Origin of the sequence: Bradyrhizobium sp. CCBAU 51627 (assembly GCF_028128765.1) — a bacterium.
Classification (GTDB): domain Bacteria; phylum Pseudomonadota; class Alphaproteobacteria; order Rhizobiales; family Xanthobacteraceae; genus Bradyrhizobium.
The window spans coordinates 25,256-48,201 of record NZ_LBJG01000089.1 but is presented as its reverse complement, the minus strand read 5'-3'; the positions used below and the strand labels follow the sequence as shown (position 1 = coordinate 48,201).

Annotated in this window: 22 protein-coding genes, 1 other RNA gene and 2 pseudogenes; 8 read left to right on the top strand and 17 right to left on the bottom strand. The window is 63.7% G+C overall.

Translation table 11 applies throughout. From position 1 onward, the window contains the following. Positions 1–5: 5 nt before the first annotated feature. From XH88_RS33525 to XH88_RS33510, 4 genes are read right to left on the bottom strand one after another with little or no spacing between them, the layout of a single operon-like run. Positions 6–770 (bottom strand): amino acid ABC transporter ATP-binding protein, encoded by a 765-nt coding sequence (locus tag XH88_RS33525; RefSeq protein WP_271672476.1) that lies wholly within the window; start codon positions 768–770, stop codon positions 6–8. After that, positions 767–1,624, bottom strand: a complete 858-nt coding sequence (locus XH88_RS33520) for an amino acid ABC transporter permease (RefSeq protein ID WP_271672475.1) — start codon at positions 1,622–1,624, stop codon at positions 767–769. Before XH88_RS33520 ends, XH88_RS33525 begins: the two co-directional genes overlap by 4 nt. Continuing rightward, positions 1,621–2,448, bottom strand: coding sequence for an ABC transporter substrate-binding protein (locus tag XH88_RS33515; protein ID WP_271672474.1), 828 nt, complete (start codon positions 2,446–2,448; stop codon positions 1,621–1,623). The genes XH88_RS33520 and XH88_RS33515 overlap by 4 nt, the downstream gene beginning before the upstream one ends. A 43-nt stretch (positions 2,449–2,491) precedes the next feature. Continuing rightward, positions 2,492–3,448: an N-carbamoyl-D-amino-acid hydrolase gene (locus XH88_RS33510; RefSeq protein ID WP_271672473.1), complete on the bottom strand. Its 957-nt coding sequence runs from the start codon at positions 3,446–3,448 to the stop codon at positions 2,492–2,494. Positions 3,449–3,599: 151 nt separating this feature from the next. Here XH88_RS33510 and XH88_RS33505 point away from each other — a divergent pair, with 151 nt between their 5' ends. Together XH88_RS33505 and XH88_RS33500 are read left to right on the top strand one after the other, a co-directional pair. Continuing rightward, positions 3,600–4,526, top strand: a complete 927-nt coding sequence (locus XH88_RS33505) for a LysR family transcriptional regulator (RefSeq protein WP_271672472.1) — start codon at positions 3,600–3,602, stop codon at positions 4,524–4,526. Between the two features lie 29 nt (positions 4,527–4,555). Continuing rightward, positions 4,556–5,263 (top strand): type 1 glutamine amidotransferase, encoded by a 708-nt coding sequence (locus XH88_RS33500; RefSeq protein WP_271672471.1) that lies wholly within the window; start codon positions 4,556–4,558, stop codon positions 5,261–5,263. 181 nt (positions 5,264–5,444) lie between these two features. On the opposite strand, the gene XH88_RS33495 is transcribed toward XH88_RS33500, so the two are convergent. The 7 genes from XH88_RS33495 to XH88_RS33465 all read right to left on the bottom strand — a co-directional run bounded on the left by XH88_RS33495 (position 5,445) and on the right by XH88_RS33465 (position 10,724). Then, positions 5,445–5,912 (bottom strand): nuclear transport factor 2 family protein, encoded by a 468-nt coding sequence (locus XH88_RS33495; protein WP_271672470.1) that lies wholly within the window; start codon positions 5,910–5,912, stop codon positions 5,445–5,447. A gap of 78 nt (positions 5,913–5,990) precedes the next feature. Beyond that, the gene (ybgC, locus tag XH88_RS33490) at positions 5,991–6,440 is read right to left on the bottom strand and encodes a tol-pal system-associated acyl-CoA thioesterase (RefSeq protein ID WP_271672469.1); all 450 of its coding nucleotides are present in this window, start codon (positions 6,438–6,440) and stop codon (positions 5,991–5,993) included. 68 nt (positions 6,441–6,508) lie between these two features. Beyond that, positions 6,509–7,432 (bottom strand): metallophosphoesterase, encoded by a 924-nt coding sequence (locus tag XH88_RS33485; protein ID WP_271672625.1) that lies wholly within the window; start codon positions 7,430–7,432, stop codon positions 6,509–6,511. Between the two features lie 151 nt (positions 7,433–7,583). Continuing rightward, entirely contained in the window at positions 7,584–8,618 is a 1,035-nt protein-coding gene (gene ruvB / locus XH88_RS33480) for a Holliday junction branch migration DNA helicase RuvB (protein ID WP_271672624.1), read from the bottom strand. A gap of 20 nt (positions 8,619–8,638) precedes the next feature. Further along, positions 8,639–9,256 (bottom strand): Holliday junction branch migration protein RuvA, encoded by a 618-nt coding sequence (ruvA, locus tag XH88_RS33475; protein WP_271672468.1) that lies wholly within the window; start codon positions 9,254–9,256, stop codon positions 8,639–8,641. Then, positions 9,253–9,780: a crossover junction endodeoxyribonuclease RuvC gene (gene ruvC / locus XH88_RS33470; protein WP_271672467.1), complete on the bottom strand. Its 528-nt coding sequence runs from the start codon at positions 9,778–9,780 to the stop codon at positions 9,253–9,255. The genes ruvA and ruvC overlap by 4 nt, the downstream gene beginning before the upstream one ends. A gap of 197 nt (positions 9,781–9,977) precedes the next feature. Then, positions 9,978–10,724 carry a YebC/PmpR family DNA-binding transcriptional regulator gene (locus tag XH88_RS33465; RefSeq protein ID WP_220002061.1) on the bottom strand — a complete coding sequence of 249 codons (747 nt, stop codon included), beginning with the start codon at positions 10,722–10,724 and terminating at the stop codon, positions 9,978–9,980. A gap of 208 nt (positions 10,725–10,932) precedes the next feature. Between XH88_RS33465 and XH88_RS33460 the strand changes: the two genes are divergently transcribed. The 4 genes and pseudogenes from XH88_RS33460 to XH88_RS33445 all read left to right on the top strand — a co-directional run. Next, positions 10,933–12,681: a methyl-accepting chemotaxis protein gene (locus XH88_RS33460; RefSeq protein ID WP_271672466.1), complete on the top strand. Its 1,749-nt coding sequence runs from the start codon at positions 10,933–10,935 to the stop codon at positions 12,679–12,681. Between the two features lie 110 nt (positions 12,682–12,791). Further along, on the top strand, positions 12,792–14,216 hold the full coding sequence (locus XH88_RS33455) for a methyl-accepting chemotaxis protein (RefSeq protein WP_271672465.1): 1,425 nt from the start codon (positions 12,792–12,794) through the stop codon (positions 14,214–14,216). A gap of 775 nt (positions 14,217–14,991) precedes the next feature. After that, positions 14,992–16,275: a TAXI family TRAP transporter solute-binding subunit gene (locus XH88_RS33450; protein WP_271672464.1), complete on the top strand. Its 1,284-nt coding sequence runs from the start codon at positions 14,992–14,994 to the stop codon at positions 16,273–16,275. A gap of 179 nt (positions 16,276–16,454) precedes the next feature. Then, positions 16,455–16,568: pseudogene (locus tag XH88_RS33445) on the top strand (IS110 family transposase); the annotation flags it as partial. Here XH88_RS33445 and XH88_RS33440 read toward each other — a convergent pair. After that, positions 16,568–17,144 (bottom strand): annotated as a pseudogene (locus XH88_RS33440) (IS110 family transposase); the annotation flags it as partial. The pseudogenes XH88_RS33445 and XH88_RS33440 overlap by 1 nt on opposite strands. A 185-nt stretch (positions 17,145–17,329) precedes the next feature. Between XH88_RS33440 and XH88_RS33435 the strand changes: the two are divergent. Both XH88_RS33435 and cax read left to right on the top strand, forming a co-directional pair. Continuing rightward, positions 17,330–18,325, top strand: coding sequence for an ABC transporter substrate-binding protein (locus XH88_RS33435; protein WP_271672463.1), 996 nt, complete (start codon positions 17,330–17,332; stop codon positions 18,323–18,325). Between the two features lie 718 nt (positions 18,326–19,043). Next, positions 19,044–20,144, top strand: coding sequence for a calcium/proton exchanger (gene cax / locus XH88_RS33430; RefSeq protein ID WP_271672462.1), 1,101 nt, complete (start codon positions 19,044–19,046; stop codon positions 20,142–20,144). A gap of 235 nt (positions 20,145–20,379) precedes the next feature. On the opposite strand, the gene XH88_RS33425 is transcribed toward cax, so the two are convergent. From XH88_RS33425 to XH88_RS33405, 5 genes are all read right to left on the bottom strand, one after another. After that, positions 20,380–21,204 (bottom strand): TIGR00282 family metallophosphoesterase, encoded by an 825-nt coding sequence (locus tag XH88_RS33425; RefSeq protein WP_271672461.1) that lies wholly within the window; start codon positions 21,202–21,204, stop codon positions 20,380–20,382. Next, positions 21,182–21,778 (bottom strand): 5-formyltetrahydrofolate cyclo-ligase, encoded by a 597-nt coding sequence (locus tag XH88_RS33420; RefSeq protein WP_271672460.1) that lies wholly within the window; start codon positions 21,776–21,778, stop codon positions 21,182–21,184. Before XH88_RS33420 ends, XH88_RS33425 begins: the two co-directional genes overlap by 23 nt. A gap of 227 nt (positions 21,779–22,005) precedes the next feature. Continuing rightward, a non-coding RNA gene (gene ssrS / locus XH88_RS33415) (6S RNA) lies at positions 22,006–22,166 on the bottom strand. A gap of 80 nt (positions 22,167–22,246) precedes the next feature. Further along, positions 22,247–22,630 carry a cell division protein ZapA gene (locus XH88_RS33410; protein ID WP_092227136.1) on the bottom strand — a complete coding sequence of 128 codons (384 nt, stop codon included), beginning with the start codon at positions 22,628–22,630 and terminating at the stop codon, positions 22,247–22,249. Next, complete coding sequence (locus XH88_RS33405; protein ID WP_084292232.1) at positions 22,627–22,917, bottom strand: DUF4164 domain-containing protein; 291 nt, start codon at positions 22,915–22,917, stop codon at positions 22,627–22,629. The genes XH88_RS33410 and XH88_RS33405 overlap by 4 nt, the downstream gene beginning before the upstream one ends. Positions 22,918–22,946 lie beyond the last annotated feature (29 nt).

Genomic DNA, 22,946 nt, shown 5'->3' with positions numbered 1-22,946 from the left:
CCCTCTCAGATCACTGCCGAAAGAAATGCCTTGGTCCGCTCTTCGCGCGGCGCACCCAGCACATCCGTGGCGCGGCCCTGCTCGACGATCGCTCCCTGGTCCATGTAGACCACGCGGTCTGCGACCTCGCGGGCGAAGCCGAGCTCGTGCGTGACCACCATCATGGTCATGCCGCTCTTTGCGAGCTCCTTCATCACCGCAAGCACCTCGCCGACCAGCTCCGGATCGAGCGCACTGGTCGGCTCATCGAACAGCATCAGCATCGGCTTCATCGCAAGCGCGCGCGCAATCGCCACGCGCTGCTGCTGGCCGCCGGAGAGCTGCGCGGGATACCAATCCGCCTTGGCCGAGAGCCCGACGCGCCGAAGCAGCTCTAGCGCTTCAGTGCGCACCTCGTCGGCTTTACGCCCCTGCACTTGGGTCGGCCCTTCGGTGATGTTCTCCAGCGCCGTCTTGTGCGGGAACAGATTGAAGCGCTGGAACACCATGCCGGTCTTCAGCCGCTGCCGCCCGATCTCGCGCTCGCTGAGGCGATGCAGCCGCCCGCTCTGCTCGCGCACGCCGAGCAGTTCACCATCGAGCCAGATGCCGCCGCCGTCGACGACGGCGAGTTGGTTGATGCAGCGGAGCAGCGTGGTCTTGCCCGAGCCGGAGGCACCGATCAGGCACATCACCTCGCCGGGCCAGACGTCGAGCGAGACGCTTTTGAGAGCCTGGAACTCTCCAAAGCTCTTGCTGACGGAGCGGATTGCGACCAGGGGTTTTGTCATCGCGCAGGCCGCAATATGCCGCGGGCAAAGCGGCGTTCGAGCAGCATCTGGAGCGGGGTCAGGATCGAGACCACCAGGAGATACCAGAACCCGGCGACGATCAGCAGTTCGATGACGCGGGAATTGGCGTAGTAGATGTTCTCCGCGTTGTGCAGCACCTCGGGATATTGGATGACGCTCGCGAGCGAGGTCGCCTTCACCATGCCGATGAACTCGTTGCCAAGCGGCGGGATCACCACGCGCATCGCCTGCGGCAAAATGATCCGGTGCAGCGCGCGCAGTCGGTGCATGCCGATCGCCTGCGCCGCCTCATATTGCCCGATATCGACCGACAGCATGCCGGCGCGCATCACCTCGGACGTATAGGCGCCCTGGTTGATGCCGAGCCCGAGCAACGCGGCGAGGAACGGCGTCATCACGTCCACGGCGCGTGCGGACCAGAGGCCGGGAACGCCGATGGTCGGAAACACCAGCGCGAGATTGAACCACAACAGCAATTGCAGGATCAGCGGGGTGCCGCGGAACAACCAGGTGTAGCCGGCCGCGACGGTCTTCAGCACCGGATTGGGCGATAGCCGCATGATCGCGACGACAATGCCGAGGACAATGCCGAGCGCCATCGCCAGCACAGCCATCACCATGGTGTTGACGATGCCTTCGAGGATCACCTTCGCTGTGAGGAAGCGACTGACATAAGTCCATTCGATCTGACCATGGGCGAAGGCCCGCGCAATCGCCGCCAGCACGAGGACGATCAGGGCCGCACTGATCCAGCGAAACCAGTGCGGCTCGCGCGCGATCCGCATCCCCGACAAGTCAGGGAAACCGTCCGCGAGGGCCGGCACCGGCTTCATTGCGGCGCCGCGTTCAGCATGGGCTGGGTGACTGCATTCGCGCCCAGGCCCCATTTGTCGAGAACGGCCTTGTAAGACCCATCGGCGATCATCGCCGCGAGCTTCTCCGTCACGACCTCACGGAGCGCCGCATCATCCTTGCGGAACATGATGCCCTGATAGCCTTTCGCAAAGGCCTCGCCAACGATGCGATACTTGCCGGGCTCCTGCGTCTGCGCATAGGGCAGTGTCTCGCTGCCCTGCACGGCGGCGTCGATGCGGCCTTGCTTGAGCTGGTTGCGCACATCGATGGAGTTCTCACCCGGCACGTATTGAATGGCCGGCTTGCCGGCCGCCTCGCAATTCTGCTTGCTCCACTTCTCGATCTCGACCGGGAAGCTGGTGCTGCGGGTGGTGCCGACCTTCTTGCCGCAAAGGTCGATCGCGGCCTTGGCCTCGCTCTCCGCCATGACGAAGAACTGCGGACCGGTCGTGAGGTAGTCGACAAAATCGGCGCTCTCGCGCCGCGAGGCGCGGTCGGAAATGCCGGAAATGATGAAATCCGCGCGCTTGGTCTGGAGCGAGGGGATCAACTCGGCGAACGGCGTTTCGCTCCAGACGATCTTGAGGCCGCCGAGCCGCTCGGCGAGTTCATCGGCTAGATCGATGTCGAGCCCGACGAGCTCATTGCTGGCGGGATCGCGATATTCCATCGGCGCGTAGGTGGAGTTGACCGTGAGCTTGAGCGTGCCCGCCCGCTTGATCTCCGCCGGAAGCTCGGTCGCTTGCGCGGACGTCGCCGCAGCCAGTGCTGCGAGGAAGAGAAAATGCGAGAGGCGTGTCATGTCAGCTCCTTTGCCGATCCGTTGCTAACGCCGTGCCAATTGCTCAGTCCGCATCGAGAACGGCCGGCTCGATGACGCCGGCGCGCTCGGTGATCACGCGGTATTGCTCCGGCCGCCGGTGGGCGGCGAAGTTGAACATCTTGTCCTTGCCTTGCCGACAGAGGTCGAGATCGATGTCGGCAACAATCACTTCGTCGGTCAGCGTCTGCGCCTGCGCGACGATGCGGCCGTTGGGATCGACGATGCAGGAGCCGCCGATCAGGCCCGAGCCGTCCTCGTCGCCGGCCTTGGCGACCGAGATCGCCCAGGTCGCGTTCATATAGGCATTGGCCTGTGTCACCAGCGTCGAGTGGAAGGTCCGCAGTGAGGCATCTTCGGTCGTGCCGCCATTGGGATCATAGGCCGCCGAATTGTAGCCGATGCAGACCAGCTCGACCCCTTGCAGCCCGAGCACGCGCCAGGACTCCGGCCAGCGGCGATCGTTGCAGATCATCATGCCCATGATCGCATGCGCCCAGGCCGAGCCGGCGCGGAAGGCGGGAAAGCCGAGATCGCCATATTCGAAATAGCGCTTCTCCAGCTGCTGATAGCGCGCACCCGGCCGCGGCTCGACCGTACCAGGCAGGTGTACTTTGCGGTAACGGCCGAGAATTTCGCCGTCGCGATCGACCAGAATGGCGCAATTGTATCGCCGCCCCTCCGGCGTCAGTTCGGCGTAGCCGACATAGAAGCCAACGCGCAGCGCCCGCGCGCGCTCGAACAGCCTTGCAACGGCCGGGTTCGGCATGCCCTGCTCGAAAAATTGGTCGAGCGCATCGCCTTCCAGAAGCCAGCGCGGGAAGAAGGTGGTGAAGGCGAGTTCTGGAAACACCACGAGGCTGGCGCCCCGGCTCGCCGCCTCCTCCAGCATGGTCAGCATCCGCGACAGCGTGTGCTCACGCGTATCGGCTCTTTGCGTCGGCCCCATCTGGGCGGCGGCGGCGCGAAGGACACGAACCAAGATTGCCTCCAATCTGTGCGCAATGCCGCCTCAATGGGCGCATGAACCCCTTGATCCAGCATGCAAATCCGGAGGCATTAGGCGCAAGGCGGGCTGCAAAAGCAATTCATCGTGCTATGATCTTTTGCGCCAGAGTATAACCGGCAGTGATATGAACCTGCGCCAGCTAGAGATCCTGCGTGCCGTCATCCGCCACCGCACCACGGTGGCGGCGGCCGACGAGCTGGCACTTTCGCAGCCCGCGGTCAGCAACGCGCTGAAGACGATGGAAGCGCAGGCGGGCTTTGCGCTGTTCGAGCGCGTCAACAACCGGCTGTTTCCGACCGCGGAAGCGATGGCGCTCTACAAGGAGAGCGAGGCGATCTTCGCTTTGCACGCCAAGCTCGAGAATCGCGTACGCGACCTGCGCGAGAACCGCGCCGGTCATCTCGCGATCGTGGCGACGCCGCCGCTCGCCTACAGCATCATTCCCACCGCGCTCTCGAGCTTCCTGCGCCGCCGGCCGGAGACACGCGTCTTCTTCGATGTCAGGCGTTATGAAGGCATCATTGAGGGCGTGCTCAGCCGCGTCGCCGAGCTCGGCTTTGCGCTCGGCCTGACGCATCATCCCGGCATCGCGCATGAGGTGGTGCATACCGGCGAGATGGTCTGCGTGCTGCCGCCGCAGCATCCGCTCGCTGACAAACCGGTGATCTCCGCGTCCGATCTTTCCGGCCTTCCCTTCATCGGGCTCGAGCGAGGCACGCGGCTTGGCGAAGCCGTGCGAGACAGTTTTGCTCGGGCCGGCGCGCCATTCCAACCGACTGTCGAGGTGCGCTATTGCAACACGGCCTGCGTGCTCGCAGCCGCCGGCGTCGGCGCCGCCGTGGTCGATCCGTTCTCACCGCGCCAGAACAGCGGCAGCGGGCTCGTCGTCCGGCCGTTCGCGCCAACAACGCAGGCGGTCGCCTACATGCTATGGTCGGAAGCCGAGCCGCTATCGCGTCTGGCAAAAGCCTTTCTCAGCGAAGTGCGCAAGGAAAGCGCCCTGCTGGCGCCCACAGCGCCACACCAGCAACATCGAGCAAAAAGCGACTGAACTTCGCAATCTTTTGACCCGGGAGCCGCATGGCACGCATCACCATCATCGAGACCGGAGAGGTTCCGCAGAAATACCGCGAGCAGCACGGCTCGTTTCCGGACATGTTCGAGCGCATGGTCCGCGCCGAGGATCCGACGGCGACTGTGGACGTCGTCAGCATTCCGAATGGCGATCCGCTGCCCGACCCGAGCAAGCTAGAGGCCATCCTGATCACCGGTGCGGCCGTTGGCGTCTATGACGGGCTCGATTGGATCGCGCCGCTGGAAGATTTCGTGCGCACCGCCTACGCCAACAAGACGCCGATGGTCGGCGTCTGCTTCGGCCATCAATTGATCGCGCAGGCGCTCGGCGGCACCGTCCGCAAGTCGGAGAAGGGTTGGGGCATCGGCCGGCACGTCTATCAGGTGCTGCCGGAGAACGGCGTCATTGGCGGCGAAGCGGTCGCCATCGCCTGCTCGCATCAGGACCAGGTGATCGAGGCGCCTGATGATGCGCTGACGATCCTCTCGTCCGAATTCACGCCGCATGCCGGCCTGCTCTATGCCAACGGCGCGACGCTGACCGTACAGCCGCATCCCGAGTTCGACGTGGAGTTCGCGCAAGTCTGCTGCGAGCTGCGCGACGGCAAGGCGCCGGAGGACGTTGTTGAGACCGCGCGAGAGTCGCTCGCCCAGCCGCTGGACAGCGCGAAGCTGGGTGGCGCGATTACGCGGTTTCTGGCAAGGCGCACCTAGCTACGCGACACGCTCTCTTTCCTTCTCCCTTGCGGGAGAAGGTGGCGCAAAGCGCCGGATGAGGGGCATGCATCCACGAACTGAAGTGAGAGCGGACTTGCGGAGAGAACCCCTCACCCGTCTCGCCGCTTTGCGGCGAGCCACCCTTCCGCAAGTGAAGCAGCACCACTCGTGGGAAACTTCAGAACGGATCCGTTCCCAGCCCCGGCACATCCGCCGGCCGCGGTCCGGGCGCGGCCCAGTGAAACCGGCGATCCTTCCCCGCAATCATGATGTCGTTGATCGAGGCCTCGCGCCGCCGCATCAGACCGTGCTCGTCGAACTCCCACTGCTCGTTGCCGTAGGAGCGATACCACTGGCCGCCGGCATCGTGCCATTCGTACTGGAAGCGCACCGCGATGCGATTTCCGTCGAACGCCCAGAGATCCTTGATCAAACGGTAGTCCTGCTCCCTTTCCCATTTGCGGGCGAGGAACGCGACGATGGCCTCGCGGCCCTGGAACACTTCCGAACGATTGCGCCAGCGGCTGTCCTCGGTATAGGCGAGCGAGACGCGTACCGGGTCACGTGAATTCCAGGCATCCTCGGCCATGCGCGCCTTCTGCGCGGCGGTCTCACGGGTGAAGGGTGGAAGCGGCGGGCGCGACATGATGGCCTCATCGGTTGGTCGGGGCCGCAATCTATCCCTGCATGCGCGGGAGTCGAGAGGTGATCCTCTATCGGGCGATCACGAAATCAGATCGGCCTTCATCAAGGTGCGGATCGATTTCGGGATCGGCTGCGCGCGACCGCCGCTGATGAAAGCGACGCGCACTTCGGCTTTGACCAGCACGTCCGCGCCGCGGCGGACCTCCTGCGCCAGCATGATGGAGGCACCCTTCACCGCGATTGGCCAGGTCACGACATCGAGCACGTCGTCCATCCGAGCGGGTTTCAAAAAATCCAGATGCATCGATCGCACCACGAAGGCAAAGCCGGCGCCTTCGGTCTCCGGCTGGTCGAACAGCGCTTGCTGCTCGGCGCCCATCAGCCTGAGATGATTGGTGCGGCCGCGCTCCATGTAGCGCAGATAGTTGGCGTGATAGACGATACCGGAGAAATCCGTGTCTTCGTAATAGACGCGGACCTGCATGTGGTGGCGGCCGTCGCGGATCTCGCCGTCGAGATGGGCTGTCACGTCGCAAGCCTCTTTGCTTTTCGCTACCGGTCCGTTTTGCGCAAAAACGGCCGGCCGCGCAAGCGCGGCTAGGACACAGCTGCCACGGGCGTCCGCCCCAAATTGACCTCGACGATTTCGGGCGGCACGCCGACGCGGACGGGAACGATACTGCAACCGAGACCGCCGGAGACGATGACATCGCATTTTAGCCGAAAATGGCCATAGGCGAGCCGGAGGCCATGCTCCCGCGAAACGGCCGGCGACCAGCCGAGCAGGCGGATCTGGCCGCCATGGGTGTGACCGGACAATTGTAGCGCAACGCGCGCGGGCACGCGCGGCGCGATATTGGGCTCATGCGCGAGCAGGATCAACGGCGCGTCATCGGTGATCTTGGCAAGCGTCGCATTGAGATCGTCGGCGCCGAAGCGTCCCGTACTCCGGGAACGCCGTGCCGGCAGAAAGGCGAGCTGGTCACCGAGGCCGGCGAGCCAGAACGGGCGGCCATCCTTGCTGAGGCGCACCGCATCGTTCTCGTAGACAGGAATGCCGGCCGCCTCCAGCGCGCGATGGGCAACCGTTGGTCCGTGCCCGATCTGCTGCACAGTCCTGTCGGCCCAATAGTCGTGATTGCCCATGACCGCATGAACGCCGAGCGGCGCCTTGAGGCCGGCCAGCACCTTGGCCCATTCGTATGCCGGGATAAAGCGCGTGACCTGGTGAAGACCGGCGACGTAATCGCCCAGCAGAACGATGAGATCGGCGTTCAACGCGTTGGTCCGGTCGACGATGGCTTCGATCCGATCCAGCGACATCCAGGGATCGCAGGCATGAATGTCGGCGATCGCGGCAATCTTCAGCGGAAAATCCGCCGGCCATTGTCGCGGGGTCGGATGATAACGGGTGACGCCGAGCCGCAATACCGGCTCGACACCGACGCCATAGGCGGCAGTCGAGACGCCGAGGGCGGAGAGACCGCCGATGGAACGGATGAGATGACGACGCGTGATCATGGAAGCCCGATGGTGATGCGGCTTCTTGATGATATCCGATTGGAGCGGAAATGGGGTGTGTTCGTGCAGACCATCTGCACCGCCCTGCAGACCTTCGTCGAACATTACCGGAATTTCATGACGGCGGAAGCGCCCCCGCTGTCGCGCGGGGTTAGTCGTCGTCACCCTCGGTGCCGAACAGGCCGAACTGCGCCGCCACATCGCGCGAAGGTTCGGCGATGCCGAGATGGCGGAAGGCGTGCGAGGTGAGCAGGCGGCCACGCGGGGTGCGCTGGAGATAGCCGCATTGAATGAGATAGGGCTCGATGATGTCCTCGATCGCGTCGCGCGGCTCAGATAGCGCCGCCGCCATCGTTTCGACGCCGACCGGGCCGCCGCCATAGTTCGTCGCGATCGTCGTCAGGTAGCGGCGGTCCATGGCGTCCAAGCCGGCGGCGTCGACTTCGAGCGCGCTGAGCGCGTGATCGGCGATCTTGCGGTCGATCTTGTCGGCATTCGCAGCGGAGGCAAAATCGCGCACGCGACGCAGCAGCCGGCCGGCGATGCGCGGCGTGCCGCGGGCACGGCGCGCAATCTCGTTCGCGCCGTCCGCACTCATGCCGACATTGAGCACACGCGCACCGCGCGTGACGATGCTCTCGAGTTCCTCGATCGTATAGAAGTTCAGTCGGATCGGAATGCCGAAGCGATCACGCAAGGGATTGGTGAGCAGGCCCGCGCGTGTGGTGGCGCCGACGAGGGTGAACTTCGACAGCTCGATCTTGACCGAGCGCGCCGCCGGGCCTTCGCCAATGATGAGATCGAGCTGAAAGTCCTCCATCGCGGGATAGAGCACCTCTTCCACCGCGGGACTGAGGCGATGGATTTCGTCGATGAAGAGCACGTCGCGCTCTTCGAGATTGGTCAGCAACGCGGCGAGATCGCCGGCCTTGGCGATGACAGGTCCCGAGGTGGCGCGAAAGCCGACGCCGAGTTCTTTCGCCACGATCTGCGCCAGCGTGGTCTTGCCGAGGCCGGGGGGACCGACGAACAGCACGTGATCCAGCGCCTCGCCGCGCTTGCGCGCTGCTTCGATGAAGATCGACAGATTCTTGCGCGCCTGCTCCTGGCCGACGAAGTCGGATAGCGATTGCGGACGCAGCGCGGTGTCACCGACATCGTCGCTGCGGCGCTCGGGCGAAACCATGCGGCTGGCCTTGGGATCGCTCACTTCGAGAGCTCCTTCAGGCCGAGGCGAATGAGCTGCGCCGTCTCGGCATTTTCACCGGCGCTGCGCGAGGCCGACGCAATTGCCGCAGCTGCCTGCGGCTGGCCATAACCGAGATTGACCAGGGCGGAGATCGCATCCGCCACAGGCCGCGGCGCACGCTGCTCGTCGACGGCGCCGGCGAGATGCACCACGGCGGGATCGACATTGGCGAAGGCGGGCGCCTTGTCCTTCAACTCGGTAACGATGCGTTCGGCGACCTTGGGCCCGACACCAGGTGTGCGCGCTACCGCAGCCTTGTCGCGCAGAGCAATCGCGTTGGCGAGATCGGCCGGCGACAACGTGCCGAGCACGGCGAGCGCGACCTTGGCACCGACGCCCTGCACGGTCTGGAGCAGGCGAAACCATTCGCGCTCCTGGTCGGTGCGGAAGCCGAACAGCTTTATTTGATCCTCGCGAACATAGGTCTCGATCGAGAGCACGGCGGCCTCGCCCGGCGAAGGCAGATGCTGCAGTGTGCGCGCCGAGCAATGCACCTGATAGCCGACGCCGCCGACGTCGAGGACGACATAGTCCTCACCGTAGGAATCGATCAGGCCCTTGAGCTTGCCGATCATAGCCCCGCCACCTTCAGCCTGAGCGCCGCGCTTTGGCGGTGATGGGCGTGGGTGATGGCGATGGCGAGTGCATCGGCAGCGTCGGCGGACGGCGGCTCAGCTTTCGGCAGCAATATCTTCAGCATCATCGCGATCTGTTGCTTGTCGGCATGACCTGCGCCGACCACCGTCTTCTTCACCTGGTTCGGCGCGTATTCGGCAACACTGATGCCGAACATTGCGGGCGCCAGCATGGCGACGCCGCGGGCTTGGCCGAGTTTCAGCGTCGCGACGCCGTCCTTGTTCACAAAGGTCTGCTCGACCGCCGCTTCCATCGGCTGGTGGCTGGAGAGAACAGCCGCAAGCCCCTTATGGATCGATAGCAGCCGGCTCGACAACGGCAGATCATCCGGCGGCTCGACCGAGCCGCAGGCAACGTAGATCAGGCGGTTGCCCTCGGCCTCGATCACGCCCCAGCCGGTACGGCGCAAGCCGGGGTCGATGCCGATGATGCGAATGGGTTGGCGAATCGGGAGTGCGGTCATGGGCCAGTGATAGCGGTTGGCTCATGATAGCGAAACAGAAACAGAACAAAAGTCCCCGGGTCTTGTGTCCCGGACGCAGCGCGCAGTGATGCGTTGCTGAGCTGGGGCCGATATCGCCGAGAGCGTTTGAGGCACCTTGGGTCCGGCTCTGCGCCGCAACGTTTCACGCTGCGCCGCGTCCGGGACGCGAGAGCGCCCTAGCCGCCCATCTTCGCCATCAGCGCGTCCGACACCTCGAAATTGGCGTAGACGTTCTGGACGTCGTCGTGCTCGTTGAGCAGATCCATCAGCTTGAGCAGCTTCTCGCCGGTCTCGTCGTCGACGGCGACCGTGTTCTGCGGCTTCCAGATCAGCGCGGCCTTGCGGGGCTCGCCGAACTTGGCCTCCAGCGCCTTGGCGACGTCGCGATAGCTTTCGGTCGAGGCGTAGATCTCGTGGCCGCCTTCACCCGAGACCACATCGTCGGCGCCGGCCTCGATCGCGGCATCGAGCACCGCGTCGTCATCGGCGACGCTGCGGTCATATTCGATGACGCCTGTGCGGTCGAACATGAAGGAGACCGAACCGGTTTCGCCGAGATTGCCGCCGGATTTGGTGAAGAACGAGCGGATGTCCGAGGCGGCGCGGTTGCGATTGTCGGTCAGGGCCTCGACGATGACGGCGACGCCGCCGGGACCGTAGCCTTCGTAGCGGATCTCGTCATAGTTCTCACCGTCGCTGCCGAGCGCCTTCTTGATGGCGCGCTCGATATTGTCCTTCGGCATGTTCTCCTGCCGCGCGGCGATCACCGCGGCGCGCAGGCGGGGATTCATGGCCGGGTCGGGCGTGCCCAGCTTGGCTGCGACGGTGATTTCCCGCGCCAGCTTGCCGAACAGCTTCGACTTCTGGGCATCCTGCCGCCCCTTGCGGTGCATGATGTTCTTGAATTGGGAATGTCCGGCCATGCGTGGTCTCTTGGTCTCTTTGGAATCGTCCGCCAGCGAGCGTGGAAGCGCGGCGTTATAGGCCGCCAACCCGCCGGAATGAAAGAGGTCTTTGAGGTCACAGGGTATCACTGTAGTGGCCCGTGCCTAGATGTCAGGCACCGTTAACTGTGACTTCATTCCGGTCGGCGAAAATAGCGTCCACCCGCCTCCCGACAAGAGTGACCTGATGGCGTTTGCATTATTTCGGAAGCGTCCGCCGGAAACGGCCGCGCCTGCGGCGGTCCCGCAGGCTACCCAGCCGGCGGCCCATTCCGAGCCGGCCCCGGCCGCCGAAGGCGATTCGGCCCGGGAGATCCTGGAACTGCTGGAACTCGAGCTGGGCGCCATGATCCGCCAGCTCGAGCGGGCGGCCAATTCGGTGGCGGGCGGTGCGGAGGCGACCGCCGCGATGCTGGCCGCCATCCGCGACCGCACCGACGCGCTGACCGGGCGGACCAATGCCGCCCAGTCGAACGCCTCGAGCTTTGCCCATGCCGCCGACAAATTCACCCAGTCCGCGCAAGGCATCGGCGCACAGGTGCGGGAGGCCGGAAAGCTCGCAGACCAGGCCAGCGCCGCGGCGCAGGAAGCCCGCGCCAACGTCGATCGCTTGCGGGAATCCTCCGCCGCGATCGGCAATGTCGTCAATCTGATTGCCCAGATCGCGCGGCAGACCACGCTGCTCGCGCTCAACTCCACCATCGAGGCCGCGCGCGCGGGCGAAGCCGGCCGGGGCTTTGCGGTCGTCGCGACCGAGGTCAAGGCGCTCGCGGTGCAGACGCAAGGCGCGACCGAAGAGATCACCAAGAAGATCGACGCGCTCCAGCGCGACGCCGCCGGCTCGGCCGACGCCGTGCACCGGATCTCGCAGGCCATCGAGGCGATCCGTCCGGTGTTCGAGACCGTCAACGGCGCGGTCGCCGAGCAGAACGCCACCACCGGCGAGGTCTCCGACAACGCCACCAGCGCTTCAGAATTCATCAGCTCGGTCGGCGAGAGTGCGGCCGAGATCGACGCCGCGACCAAGGCGGCCGAGACACACGGCGAGAACGTCGCCAGCGCCGGCAAGGCCGTGACCACCTTTGCACAAAAGCTGAAATCACGCTGCGACGTGCTGCTCAAGCAGAGCGAGCACGACGATCGCCGCAAGACCGAGCGGCTGCCCTGCCATCTCAAATTCGAGAGCTCGCGTGGCATGCTGCCAGTCTACGAGATCGCGATGGACGGCGTGTTGATCGGCGGAGCGGAGGCAAGCCGGCTCGCATCGCAGGCGATCATCGAGGGCAGCCTCGAAGACGTCGGCGCCTGCCGCCTGCGCGTGGTCGAGCAGTCCAAGACCGGCGCCCGCGCGCAATTCGTCAGCCCCGATGCCGCGCTGCGCGAGAAAATCGAGGACAAGCTCTGGTCGATCCACCAGGAGAACACGGAGTTCGTCACCCGCGCGATGGAGGCGGGCACCGCGCTGACCAAGATCTTCGAGCAGGCCGTGGCGCGCGGCGAGGTCCGGATCGACGACCTCTTCGACACCGACTACGTCGAGATCGCAGGCACCAATCCGCAGCAATACCGCACGAAATATCTTGATTGGGCCGACCGCGCGCTGCCGCCGTTCCAGGAAGCCTTTCTCGCCAGGGAGCCACGCATGGCATTCTGCGCCATGGTCGACCGCAACGGCTTCCTGCCGGTCCACAACAAGATCTATTCGCATCCGCAGCGACCGGGCGATGTCGCCTGGAATACGGCCAACAGCCGCAACCGTCGCATCTTCAACGATCCGGCGGGGTTGGCGGCCGCGCACAACCTGCGCTCGTACCTGATCCAGAGCTATGCGCGCGACATGGGCAACGGCAACACGGTGATGATGCGCGAGATCGACGTCCCGATCCGCGTGCAGGGCCGGCACTGGGGCGGATTCAGGACGGCTTACAAGCTGTAGTGCACGCTCAGGCAAGACGCCGGCCGCGAATCATCCTCTAACATCCGAAATTGGAATGGGAATGCCGCAAGGGAGCCGGCGAGCGGCTCTGACTGGAGGACTCATCTGACATGTCCGTCGCCCAACTTGCCGTCCTGGACACCGGCTCCAACCGGACACTCGCCGAACGGCTGATCGATCAGCTCGCCGACCGCATCGGCGGTCTCGGCGTCGAGCTCGCCGACATCGCCGGCAATGTCCAGGAAGTCGCAAACCGGGTCGCCAACCAGTCCGAGCGGTTCCACCACCTCCAGAAGACCGCCGAGACCATGGTCTCGGCCAACCACGACATCGCCAATGCATCCCAGGCGGTGCAATCGACCACATCGGCGGCCGTCGGCGAGATCGCACAGTCGCGCAGCGCGGTCGATACCGCGGTCAGCCACATTTCCGAGCTCGTCGCGGCGGTGGAGCGGATCGAGGCGCGCTTGAGTGCCGTCGGCGCGGCGCTGGCGCAGGTCGCAAAAGTCTCGGGCTCGATCGAGGCGATCGCCAAGCAGACCAATCTGCTGGCCCTCAACGCAACCATCGAAGCCGCGCGTGCCGGCACGGCCGGGCGCGGCTTCGCGGTGGTCGCCAGCGAGGTGAAGAACCTCGCCGAGGCGACGCGGCAGGCCACGCACCAGATCTCCGACACCGTGCGCGACCTCGACGGCCAGATCGAAGGCCTGATCGGCGAGAGCAGCGATGCCTCGCAGCGCGCCAAGACCGCCGGCGAAGGCGCGCAAGCGATCTCCGGCATCATCTCCCGCGTCCAGCAGGGCTTTGCCTCGGTGGAAGCCGAGATCGGCAGCGTCACGCGCGCGGCGACCTCCAATCTCGGCCATTGCGACTCCGTAATCAGCGAGCTCAACGAGCTTGCCAAGGGCGTCGACCTCTCCTCGCGCGATCTCAAGAGCGCCGATCAGCGCGTGACAAAACTGCTCGACACCTCCGAAGCCCTCATCGCGTTGATCGCCGACAGCGGCGTCGAGACATCGGACGCGCCGCTGATCCGCGTCGTCGTCGACACCGCCAAGCGGATCTCGGCCGAGTTCGAGGCGGCGATCGATCGCGGCGAGATCACGCTCGACCAGCTCATGGACGAGAACTGTCGCGAAATCGCCGGCACCGATCCCAAGCAGTACACCACCGCCTATGTCGACTTCACCGACCGCGTGCTGCCTGCGATCCAGGATCCGATCCAGAAGTCCGATCCCCGTATCGTGTTCTGCGTCGCCTGGGCGAGGGGCGGCTATCTGCCGACGCACAATCCGAACTACCGCCTGCCGCAGGGCAAGGACCCGGTCTGGAACAACGCCAATTGCCGCAACCGCCGCCTCTTCACCGATCGCGCGGTGAAGAAGGTCGCGGCCAACACAAAGCCCTTCCTGCTCCAGACCTATCGCCGCGACATGGGCGGCGGGCAGTTCGTGCTGATGAAGGATCTGTCCTCGCCGATCATGATCCGCGGCAAGCACTGGGGCGCCTTCCGGATGGGTTTTCGGCAGAGCTAGCGAGAGCTCCGGATCAAAACATCGAAAACAACCCCATGCACAGTAGCCAGGGTATGTGAAATCAACGGCTTAGAGGCTCGATAAAATCGGACGCGGTTGGCCCTGTGGGCTCACCTCTCCGGGCGGGGTGATTGGAGTGCTGAGCGCCCACCAACCAAACACCAGTTGCACCGTCGGGCAAAACAGGCGCATAATACTATTATTCCGAAATCCATCCGACGCCGCTTGTCGAAGCTTTCGGCAAAGGACGTCGCGGAGCTGCGCTCCGCACTGCGCCGCGCCGACCGCCGAGCGCGGATCACCGCCCCAACAGTCCCGGCCGGTTCGCCTGCGCCATGTTCTCGAACGTCCTCGCCAGCTCTTCTGGACCTTGCTTGCTCCTGAACGCCTGCCGCGCCGCCTTGAACGCGGCCTTGGCGTCGTCGAGGCTCGAACGGCGCTGGCAGCGTCACGGTGACGGTCCACAGCCAGACGCCAGGCGAGCGCTCGCGAGTGTAGCGGATGCGGCCATCCCGTACGGGGGAAGCCAGGTCCGCTGTCGGCAATCGATCGGATGTCAGACGGGTTTGCCGGACTGGTGCTTTCGACCCATCTCGGACATCACGACCAGCGGGAGCGTCGCACTGTGAAAGACCTATCGTGCTTTGATTGGCCAGGGTCTCTGTTGTCAAACCTAGAACGGAGGTGTGATACTCTGGAGGCAGTTTGATATGACCTAAAGGCGAGACACTCGCGGACAATTCAACATCGGCGAAGACTCTTTGGGGAGAGGTCCATGTTTGGCCTGGGTCGTCGATCCCTGCTCAAAGGCTTGACTGTAATTGTTTGTCTTGCTGCGGCAGTCTGGGCCGCGTTGTGGTATTTCATTCCTGCACCACCATCGACCATTTCTATTGCGTCGGGGGCGAGGGGCGGTGGCTTCGAGCAGACCGTCGAGCACTACCGGGAGAAGCTCGCACTCCACCATGTGACACTTGATGTGCGCCCAACTGAGGGCTCGGCGGATAGCCTTAGGCTGGTGGAGGATCGAAGCTCCGGTGTTGACGCCGCCTATTTTCTGGGTGGCACGACGAATAGCGGGCGATCCCCTGGGCTAATGTCGTTGGGGCGCATCAACTTCACGCCTGTTTGGCCGTTCTACCGCGGCTTGGAGCCATTGGACCGCCTGACGCAGTTGAAAGGCAAACGCGTCGTGGTTGGCGTTGCTTTCAGCCGTGTAGCAACGCAAATCCTCGCGGCACACGGCGTCAATTCTGAGAACACCACGCTGTTGCCGCTCATCGGACTAGCCGCGGTGAAGGCGCTGAAGGATGGTGCAGCCGATGCCATCTTCATTCCGTTTGAACTGAATTCCCCGATTCTCCAATCCTTGCTTCGAGATCCTACTGTCCGGCTGATGAACCTGCCACAAGCCGAGGCCCTGACTCGTTTATTCCCTTACCTGACCCGACTCGTTTTGCCGCAGGGCGTGATCGATCTTGAGAAGAATATCCCGGCCGGCGACGTGAGCCTGATAGCAATCACTAACCCTGTGGTCGTGCGCAAGGACCTTCACCCAGAACTTGTCTATCTTCTGGCGCAGACGTTGGCTGAGGAGCACGGAGGCTCAGGAATTTTTGAACGGGCCGGCGACTTTCCCACTCAGACCGATCCGGAATTTCCCGTTGCTGAGGAGGCTCGCGACTTCTACAAGAACGGCCCGTCCCTCCTGCAGCGATATCTGCCGTTCTGGACGCTAAATATTGCAAAGAGAATTATCGCCATATCACTGACATTGATCGCGATCGTCATCCCGATCTTCAGTTATTTGCCTAGGTTGTACCAGTGGTTGCTGCAGAGACATATGGCCACCCTATACCGACGCCTTCGGCAGGTTGAGGCCGCGATGCAAAAGGAGCTCGCCGCACCTGAAGCGATAGCCCTCCAAGCTGAATTGGAAGAGATCGAGCAAGCCGCGAAGCATCTTCCAGTACGGCACTCGGATATTCTATTTGCGTTTGAACTTCGCATTGACCTCACGCGCACGCGCCTCGCCAAATTGCACGTTGCCAACGCTTAAGGCCAACAATCCGGTGCAGACAAAGCAGATAACCAGCAGCGTTCGCGCGGTAAACGCTTAACGCGCTCACGTGAATCGCTGATGACCCCTTCTGATGCTGTGGACGGCTCCTCCACCGGCACGAGAGTGCCAACGAGTGGGGGCCATTTTGAAGCTCCCACGATTCGGAGGAGCAGCCTATGCAGTCAATTTCGACGATTGGTCTTGATATTGCGAAGTCGGTCTTCCAAGTGCATGGCGTTGATGCAGCCGGCCAGGTGGTCGCACGCCGTCAGTTGAGGCGCCGCCACGTCTCGGGCACCAGTCCGGGCCACGCGCCGAAGTCACGGCCTTTGGAGAAGACGTCTCCAGTGCCGATCGCGGCCACCATGGCGCTCGAAATGATCGGCCCAATGCCAGGCACCCTCATCAGGCGCGAGCATGCCTGATCTTGACGGGCCAGTGCTTCGATCTTGCCGGAGGGGCCATCGATGCGCTGATCCAGCCGGCGCCAGTCGCCTGCCAACTCCTCGATGACACGCAACATGCGTGGCGACAGCGCATCGGTGCGGGTCGCAAGGATGGTGGGCAGTTTCGGTGCGTAGGAAGCCGATACCCTGGCGCACCGCGATCCCGCGTTCCAGCATGAAGGCGCGAATCTGGTTGATGATGCCGGTGCGTTGCGACACCAGCCGCTCGCGCACCCGGTGCAGCGCCTGCAGATCCAGTTGCTCCGCGGTCTTGGTCGCCACGAACTTCATCGTCGGGCGCTGCACGGTTTCGGCAATCGCTTCGGCATCATTGAAGTCGTTCTTCTGTCCCTTGCTATACGGGCGGACATATTTGGCCGGCATCAACCTGGCATCGTGACCAAGCGATGCGAGTTCGCGGTATTGGGTGTCTGAGACATGGCGTGCTCCTCGTCTTTGGCGCCCCTGGCCAGCTTCGCTTGCTGGCGGGGCAGGAGCACGGCCGGACCATCCCATTAGCGGACGAGCCGACTTATCCTCATTACCAGTTTCTGTTCGGAGATCGTCACGGCTAATATCGGCAGTCTCGACCCCTGGGGGACGGCATGGACAGGCGGGAATTTATTTGCGTCCTAGGCGCTATAGCAGCTTCCTTCCCGCTTACGGCACAAGCAGAAGAGAAAGGCCGCCTGCGACGGGTCGGGGTGCTAATGTTTTACTCTGAGAATGATACCTTGGGGCATGCCCGTCTGAAGGTATTTGAGGAAAGCTTGGAGAAGCTTGGATGGGCAGACGGTAAGAACGTGAGCATCGAAGTTCGCTGGAGTGGGGCTGATGCTGAGCGCACCCAGCGATTTGCAAAGGAGTTGGTTGGTTGGCAACCAGATGTCATCGTGACCACATCCACGCCCACCACCGCAGCTGTTAGACGAGAAACTCGAACAACGCCGATAGTTTTCACAGTTGTCTCTGATCCTATTGGTGAAGGCTTCGTGCAGAATTTAGCGCGGCCCGACGGCAACATAACAGGGTTCGTGAATTTTGAGCCCTCGTTGGCAGGCAAGTGGCTAAGCCTTCTCAAAGAAATCGATCCTCGGGTTTTGAGAGTGGCGGGTCTGTTCAACCCCGACGCAGCTCCTGACGGAGGCTCATACTTTTACCGCGCCTTCGAAGCCGCCGCCCGAGACATAGCCATTACGCCATTCCTCAATCCGGTTCGGAGTGATGGCGAGATCGGCTCGGCAATTTCGGCGGTTGCCAATGAGCCGGGCGCGGGTCTTGTTGTGATGGCTGACAGCTTCATGGCGGTGCATCGTGGAACGGTAATCGAACAGGCAGCCCGACATCGAGTTCCAGCGGTGTATCCATTTCGTTCGGCTGCTGCGGATGGTGGCTTATTGTCCTATGGGCCTGAGGTTCCGGAGTTGTTTCGTCAGGTTGCGCCCTACGTGGATCGCATTCTCAAAGGTGCCCAACCAAGCGGATTGCCTGTCCAAGCACCGACCAAATTTGAACTGGTAATCAATTTGCAGACGGCAAAATCCCTGGGGCTTGACGCACCAGCGACACTTCTCGCTCGTGCCGACGATGTGATCGAATGAAATGCGTCAGTTCTGCAATTGGCCCGAGGCTGCCGGCCTCTGCCACCGCAGCAATTCGGCGCTAACCGGGGTATAGCAGCTGTGGCGCCGACGCGTTCGGGAAGGCAGCACGTGACCCGCATGTATGGTCCGCCCGTGCGTTGCAAGAAGATTTCGTCGGATTGGCGGTGAGCGGTCTTGCATCAATGTATCCGGCCTCCGATTGGAGCATGTACTCCGGGCCATCATGGATATCGGCGCGCGCGCGCGTTCTCATTGGCGGACAGGCCTCGATCGGGCTATTCGGGTCACCAGTGTTCGCACCCGCTTGGAAGACCGACCTCCATCTCGTCTCATTCCTCTCGCAGACCTCGGCTGGAAACTGCCGATAGGGTTACGTCATCTCTGGCTCCTACTACCTCGTAGTTCCTTTGTTCGAGCCAGGGGCGGTTCCTTCGTCCCGGCCCGCAGAACGTCGATTGCGTCGCGCGCAGGGGGCGGTCAAGGCCGGCCGTTGTCCTTGGCTCGCGGCTGGCTCCGGCGTCGCCAGGCCGCGCCTTGACCACGCCGAGCACGACGCGAGGATCACGCGGGTCTGACGCCTGCATCGTCGGTCCCGGTCAGCTCGAAGGCACGAGGCGATCGCAACTGGCCGGGTTTCACCTTGAGGCAGATCAAAGCGCGCCCGGCTGATGCACCAGACCTTTCCACCCACGCATCCATGGTAACGGTGGCTGACATGCAACCTCTGCTCAAAGAGATCCGGAATACCCCTTTGCTCTGGATGCTGGTGTTTGTGCCGATCGTGCTGGCGGCCGAGGCGGCCGTGGCAGATTCCCATACGCTGCTGTTCGTGCTGTCGGTGCTCGCCATCATCCCGCTGGCGGCGCTGCTCAGCCACGCCACCGAGGCGGTCGCCGCGAGAACCGGAGATGCCGTCGGGGGGCTGCTCAACGCGACGCTCGGAAACCTGACGGAACTCATCATCGCCATCGCCGCATTGCGCGCCGGCCAGTACACGCTGGTCAAGGCCTCGATTGCTGGGGCAATCGTCACCAATGCGATGTTCATGCTCGGCGCTTGCCTGCTGCTGGGTGGTCTGCGCTACCACGTGCAGGAATACAACCGCGCCGGCGCGCGGCTGTCTTCCGGACTGTTGCTGATGGCAACCGTCGCCCTGCTAGCCCCCTCGGCCGTCGCCGACCTCCAGCATTTGCCGCAGGACGGAACCGTCATCCACAAGCTGAGCGTCGGCATCTCCGTGCTGCTGATCGGCGTATATGCACTCGGCCTCCTGTTTTCGCTGAAGACCCACAAGGAATTATTCGCCGGCGCAGAGCACGACAAGGGAGAAGAAGCGCCCTGGCCGATCGGGCTTGCCGTAGGCACGCTGCTTGTTATCACGGTGCTGGTCGCGCTGGTGAGCGAGATCTTCGTAGAGTCCGTACAGAAGGCAGGGGAGACCTTCGGGATGAGCCCGGCGTTTGTCGGTTTTATCATCGTCTCGCTAGTGGGCGCGGCAGCGGAATTCGCGGTGGCCTTCTCCGCGGCGCGCAAGGACCGCCTCGATATGAGCGTCAGCATTGCGCTCGGCAGCGCCTCTCAGATCGCCCTGTTCGTGGCCCCCGCGCTGGTGCTGCTCAGCTATGTCGTGGGTCCGACGCCGATGAACCTCCAGTTCTGGCCGGGTGCCGTAACCATGATCATGATTGCGACGGTTACCGCGAGTTTCATCACCGGCAGCGGCCGCTCGGCCTGGTTCGTCGGCGCCCTGCTCATCTTCATCTACGCGATCTTTGCACTAACGCTGTACGTGGTCCCGCCGGCGGGCCAAGGATGACGCGCCGTCGTTCGCCGTCGCGGGACACCCCCCGCGACGCTTGTCCGGCTATGCAAGAGTCGGATGCCGTGTGAGTTGATCCGCATGCGGCGGCGACTTGGGGGATGCGTAGAGAGCGGCTGTACGCGGAATGCAGTAAAGCCGCCTGCGAGGCTGGTCTCGTTGAGGGAGATCAATGGCGCTTCACTCTCCCACGAGAGGAGAAGGTGCAGCGGGGCTATCGCCGCGCCGCCGCTCAGCTCAACCAGAACTTCGGCGTCGTCGGCTCCAGCCTTCCGCCAATCCGCACCGGCGCGATCTTCAGCGCCAGCCCCGTCGCATCGTCCGTCTCGACTGCAACGCCGCTCAGCGTCGCGACGCCCGCCGCCGGCTCGAACCGGCTCGACGGAATCCCCGAGGTGAACCGCCGCAGCGGCTCTTCCTTCTGCATGCCGATGATGGAGTCGTAATCGCCGGTCATGCCGGCATCGGTCATGTAGGCGGTGCCGCCTGTGAGGATCTGGTGATCGGCGGTCGGCACATGCGTGTGCGTGCCGACGACAAGGCTGGCGCGGCCGTCGCAGAAGAAGCCGATGCCCTGCTTCTCGCTCGACGCCTCGCAATGGAAGTCGACGACGATGGCGTCCGCGGCAACGCCGAGCGGACAGGCACCCAGCTCGCGCTCCAGCGCCGCGAAGGGATCGTCGAACGGGGTCATGAAGACGCGCCCCAGCGCATTGACGACGAGCGCGTGCTTGCCATTCTTGGTCTCGACCAGGGCGGCGCCACGGCCGGGCGTGCCGCGCGGATAATTCGTCGGCCGCACAAGGCGCTCGGCGCGCTCGATGAAAACGAGCGCTTCGCGCTGATCCCAGGAGTGATTGCCCAAGGTCACCGCATCGGCGCCGGCATCGAGAAACTCCTGATAGATCGCTTCCGTGATGCCGAAGCCCCCGGCCGAATTCTCGCCGTTGACGACGACGAAATCGAGCGACCAGTCCTTGACCATGCCGGGCAGATATTCGGCGACGGCGTTGCGCCCGCTACGGCCGACGACATCACCCACGAAGAGAATGCGCAACTTCAGAACTCCGGAAATCGAACACGTCCGTTTCCGTTAGCACATAATCCAGTGCGACGTCGTGCGATAGTGCCGGAACCGCCTTGATCTCCTGCGCTGCAAACGCAAGTCCGATGCCGACGATGTGCTTGGCCTTGCGCAGATGCGCGAAGGTGACATCGTAATGCCCGGCACCGTAACCGATGCGATGACCGAGACGGTCGAACGCCGCGAGCGGCGTCAGCATGATGTCGGGGATGACTTCGGCCGCGGCCGGCGACGGCTCGGGAATCCCGAGCGGGCCGAGCATCAGGCGGTCGTTCGGATGGAAGAGGCGGAAGATCAGCGACTGGCCGCGCGCGGTGACGCAGGGCAGCGCCAGCCTTGCCCCCTCCTCCGCCAGTTTCTTCAGCAGCGGCATCGGGTCGATCTCGCTGCGGATCGGCGAATAGCCGGAGACGATGCTGCCGGGCAGCAGCTTGAACGGCAGCCCGCGCTTGGCGAGCTTGGCCGCAGCGGCGATGCGCTTCTTCTCGCTCAGCGCATCGCGTGCGGCGAGGGCTTTGGCACGGAGGTCGGATTTGGAGTTGGACATGTGCGTTGGTCCCCCGAAGGTACAGCTAGCTCCACTGTCATCATCCGCGAAAGCGGGTGATCCAGTATTCCAGAGACGCCAGTGCTAGAACCTCGACGCCGCGGCGTACTGGATGCCCCGGTCCTCCGTGCGCAATTGCGCACTCGGCGGGGCATGACAGCGAGCCCTCAAATGCACCGCAAGCGTGTCGGGGACGCAATTCGACAGGCACGAACCAGAAGAAACAGTGCGAAGCCGCGGATGCCGTTGAAGCACTCGATCCCGGAGTTCCCTACGAAAGTAGGTGGGCACCATATGTCCGGGCCCACGGGCCCGGCCAGGGACAGTTCCCTAAAGGATCGATAAGGCCCCGGGGATATATGGCTCCTGACGCGCGTCGCAGCCTCGCTGGGGCAATGTAACAACGATACTGCCGAATCGCCAGCCCGGCGAGCGTGTCGCTTCCTTACCCTCCACTGGAGGGGGCCTCTACCCGATCGCGATGCCGTTGCCGACCGTCCGGTTCAGCACCTGGGTCGATTTCTCGATGCGTTCGGCGGCGGCGTTCAGCGCGTTGACCACGGCCGTCTGCGTCATCCGCGCGCGCTCGACGGCGGCGTTGCGGAAATCCCTGAGTTCGACCAGCTCCTGCTCCATGGTGCGGATGCGGTTGCCGGCATCGACCAGCTCGTCGCAGACGGTCAGTGCCGCCATCACGGTGAGGCGCGCATCTCCGATCTCGCCGAATTTTCCGCGCAAGGACTGGATGCGTGTCTCCAGGCTTTCGGCGAGCTTGAGCAGCCGCACCTCCTGGCCCTCCTCGCAGGCCATGCGGTATTGCCGGGCGTTGATGGTGACGTTGATGTGGCTCATCCATCCTCTCCGGTATCGAGCACCGAGCGTATTGTGACGATCGCGGAATCCAGCCGGTCAGATATCTCGCGGTTGGTGCGCTCGAGCTTGCGCGCCTTCACCAGCGCGCCGTCGAGCTCGTCGGCAAGGCGCGAGCGATCCGCGCCGAGCGCCTGGATTCGCGTCGCAAGCTCGTTCTCGTCGCGATCGGCATCGCGCCGCCGCTCGACCGCGCTTTCGAGCGCGTCCAGCGCCGCCGTGAGTCTGCGGGTCGCGATCTCGATCTCGACGGCGGACGACTCCGTCATGGCAGAGCTTTTGGAAACGCGATCGTTCA

Coding starts and splice junctions, on each gene's coding strand:
- XH88_RS33525 (WP_271672476.1), bottom strand. CDS start 770: ATGACAAAACCCCTGGTCGCAATCCGCTCCGTCAGCAAGAGCTTTGGA.
- XH88_RS33520 (WP_271672475.1), bottom strand. CDS start 1,624: ATGAAGCCGGTGCCGGCCCTCGCGGACGGTTTCCCTGACTTGTCGGGG.
- XH88_RS33515 (WP_271672474.1), bottom strand. CDS start 2,448: ATGACACGCCTCTCGCATTTTCTCTTCCTCGCAGCACTGGCTGCGGCG.
- XH88_RS33505 (WP_271672472.1), top strand. CDS start 3,600: ATGAACCTGCGCCAGCTAGAGATCCTGCGTGCCGTCATCCGCCACCGC.
- XH88_RS33500 (WP_271672471.1), top strand. CDS start 4,556: ATGGCACGCATCACCATCATCGAGACCGGAGAGGTTCCGCAGAAATAC.
- XH88_RS33495 (WP_271672470.1), bottom strand. CDS start 5,912: ATGTCGCGCCCGCCGCTTCCACCCTTCACCCGTGAGACCGCCGCGCAG.
- XH88_RS33485 (WP_271672625.1), bottom strand. CDS start 7,432: ATGATCACGCGTCGTCATCTCATCCGTTCCATCGGCGGTCTCTCCGCC.
- ruvB (WP_271672624.1), bottom strand. CDS start 8,618: ATGGTTTCGCCCGAGCGCCGCAGCGACGATGTCGGTGACACCGCGCTG.
- ruvA (WP_271672468.1), bottom strand. CDS start 9,256: ATGATCGGCAAGCTCAAGGGCCTGATCGATTCCTACGGTGAGGACTAT.
- ruvC (WP_271672467.1), bottom strand. CDS start 9,780: ATGACCGCACTCCCGATTCGCCAACCCATTCGCATCATCGGCATCGAC.
- XH88_RS33465 (WP_220002061.1), bottom strand. CDS start 10,724: ATGGCCGGACATTCCCAATTCAAGAACATCATGCACCGCAAGGGGCGG.
- XH88_RS33460 (WP_271672466.1), top strand. CDS start 10,933: ATGGCGTTTGCATTATTTCGGAAGCGTCCGCCGGAAACGGCCGCGCCT.
- XH88_RS33455 (WP_271672465.1), top strand. CDS start 12,792: ATGTCCGTCGCCCAACTTGCCGTCCTGGACACCGGCTCCAACCGGACA.
- XH88_RS33450 (WP_271672464.1), top strand. CDS start 14,992: ATGTTTGGCCTGGGTCGTCGATCCCTGCTCAAAGGCTTGACTGTAATT.
- XH88_RS33435 (WP_271672463.1), top strand. CDS start 17,330: ATGGACAGGCGGGAATTTATTTGCGTCCTAGGCGCTATAGCAGCTTCC.
- cax (WP_271672462.1), top strand. CDS start 19,044: ATGCAACCTCTGCTCAAAGAGATCCGGAATACCCCTTTGCTCTGGATG.
- XH88_RS33420 (WP_271672460.1), bottom strand. CDS start 21,778: ATGTCCAACTCCAAATCCGACCTCCGTGCCAAAGCCCTCGCCGCACGC.
- XH88_RS33410 (WP_092227136.1), bottom strand. CDS start 22,630: ATGAGCCACATCAACGTCACCATCAACGCCCGGCAATACCGCATGGCC.
- XH88_RS33405 (WP_084292232.1), bottom strand. CDS start 22,917: ATGACGGAGTCGTCCGCCGTCGAGATCGAGATCGCGACCCGCAGACTC.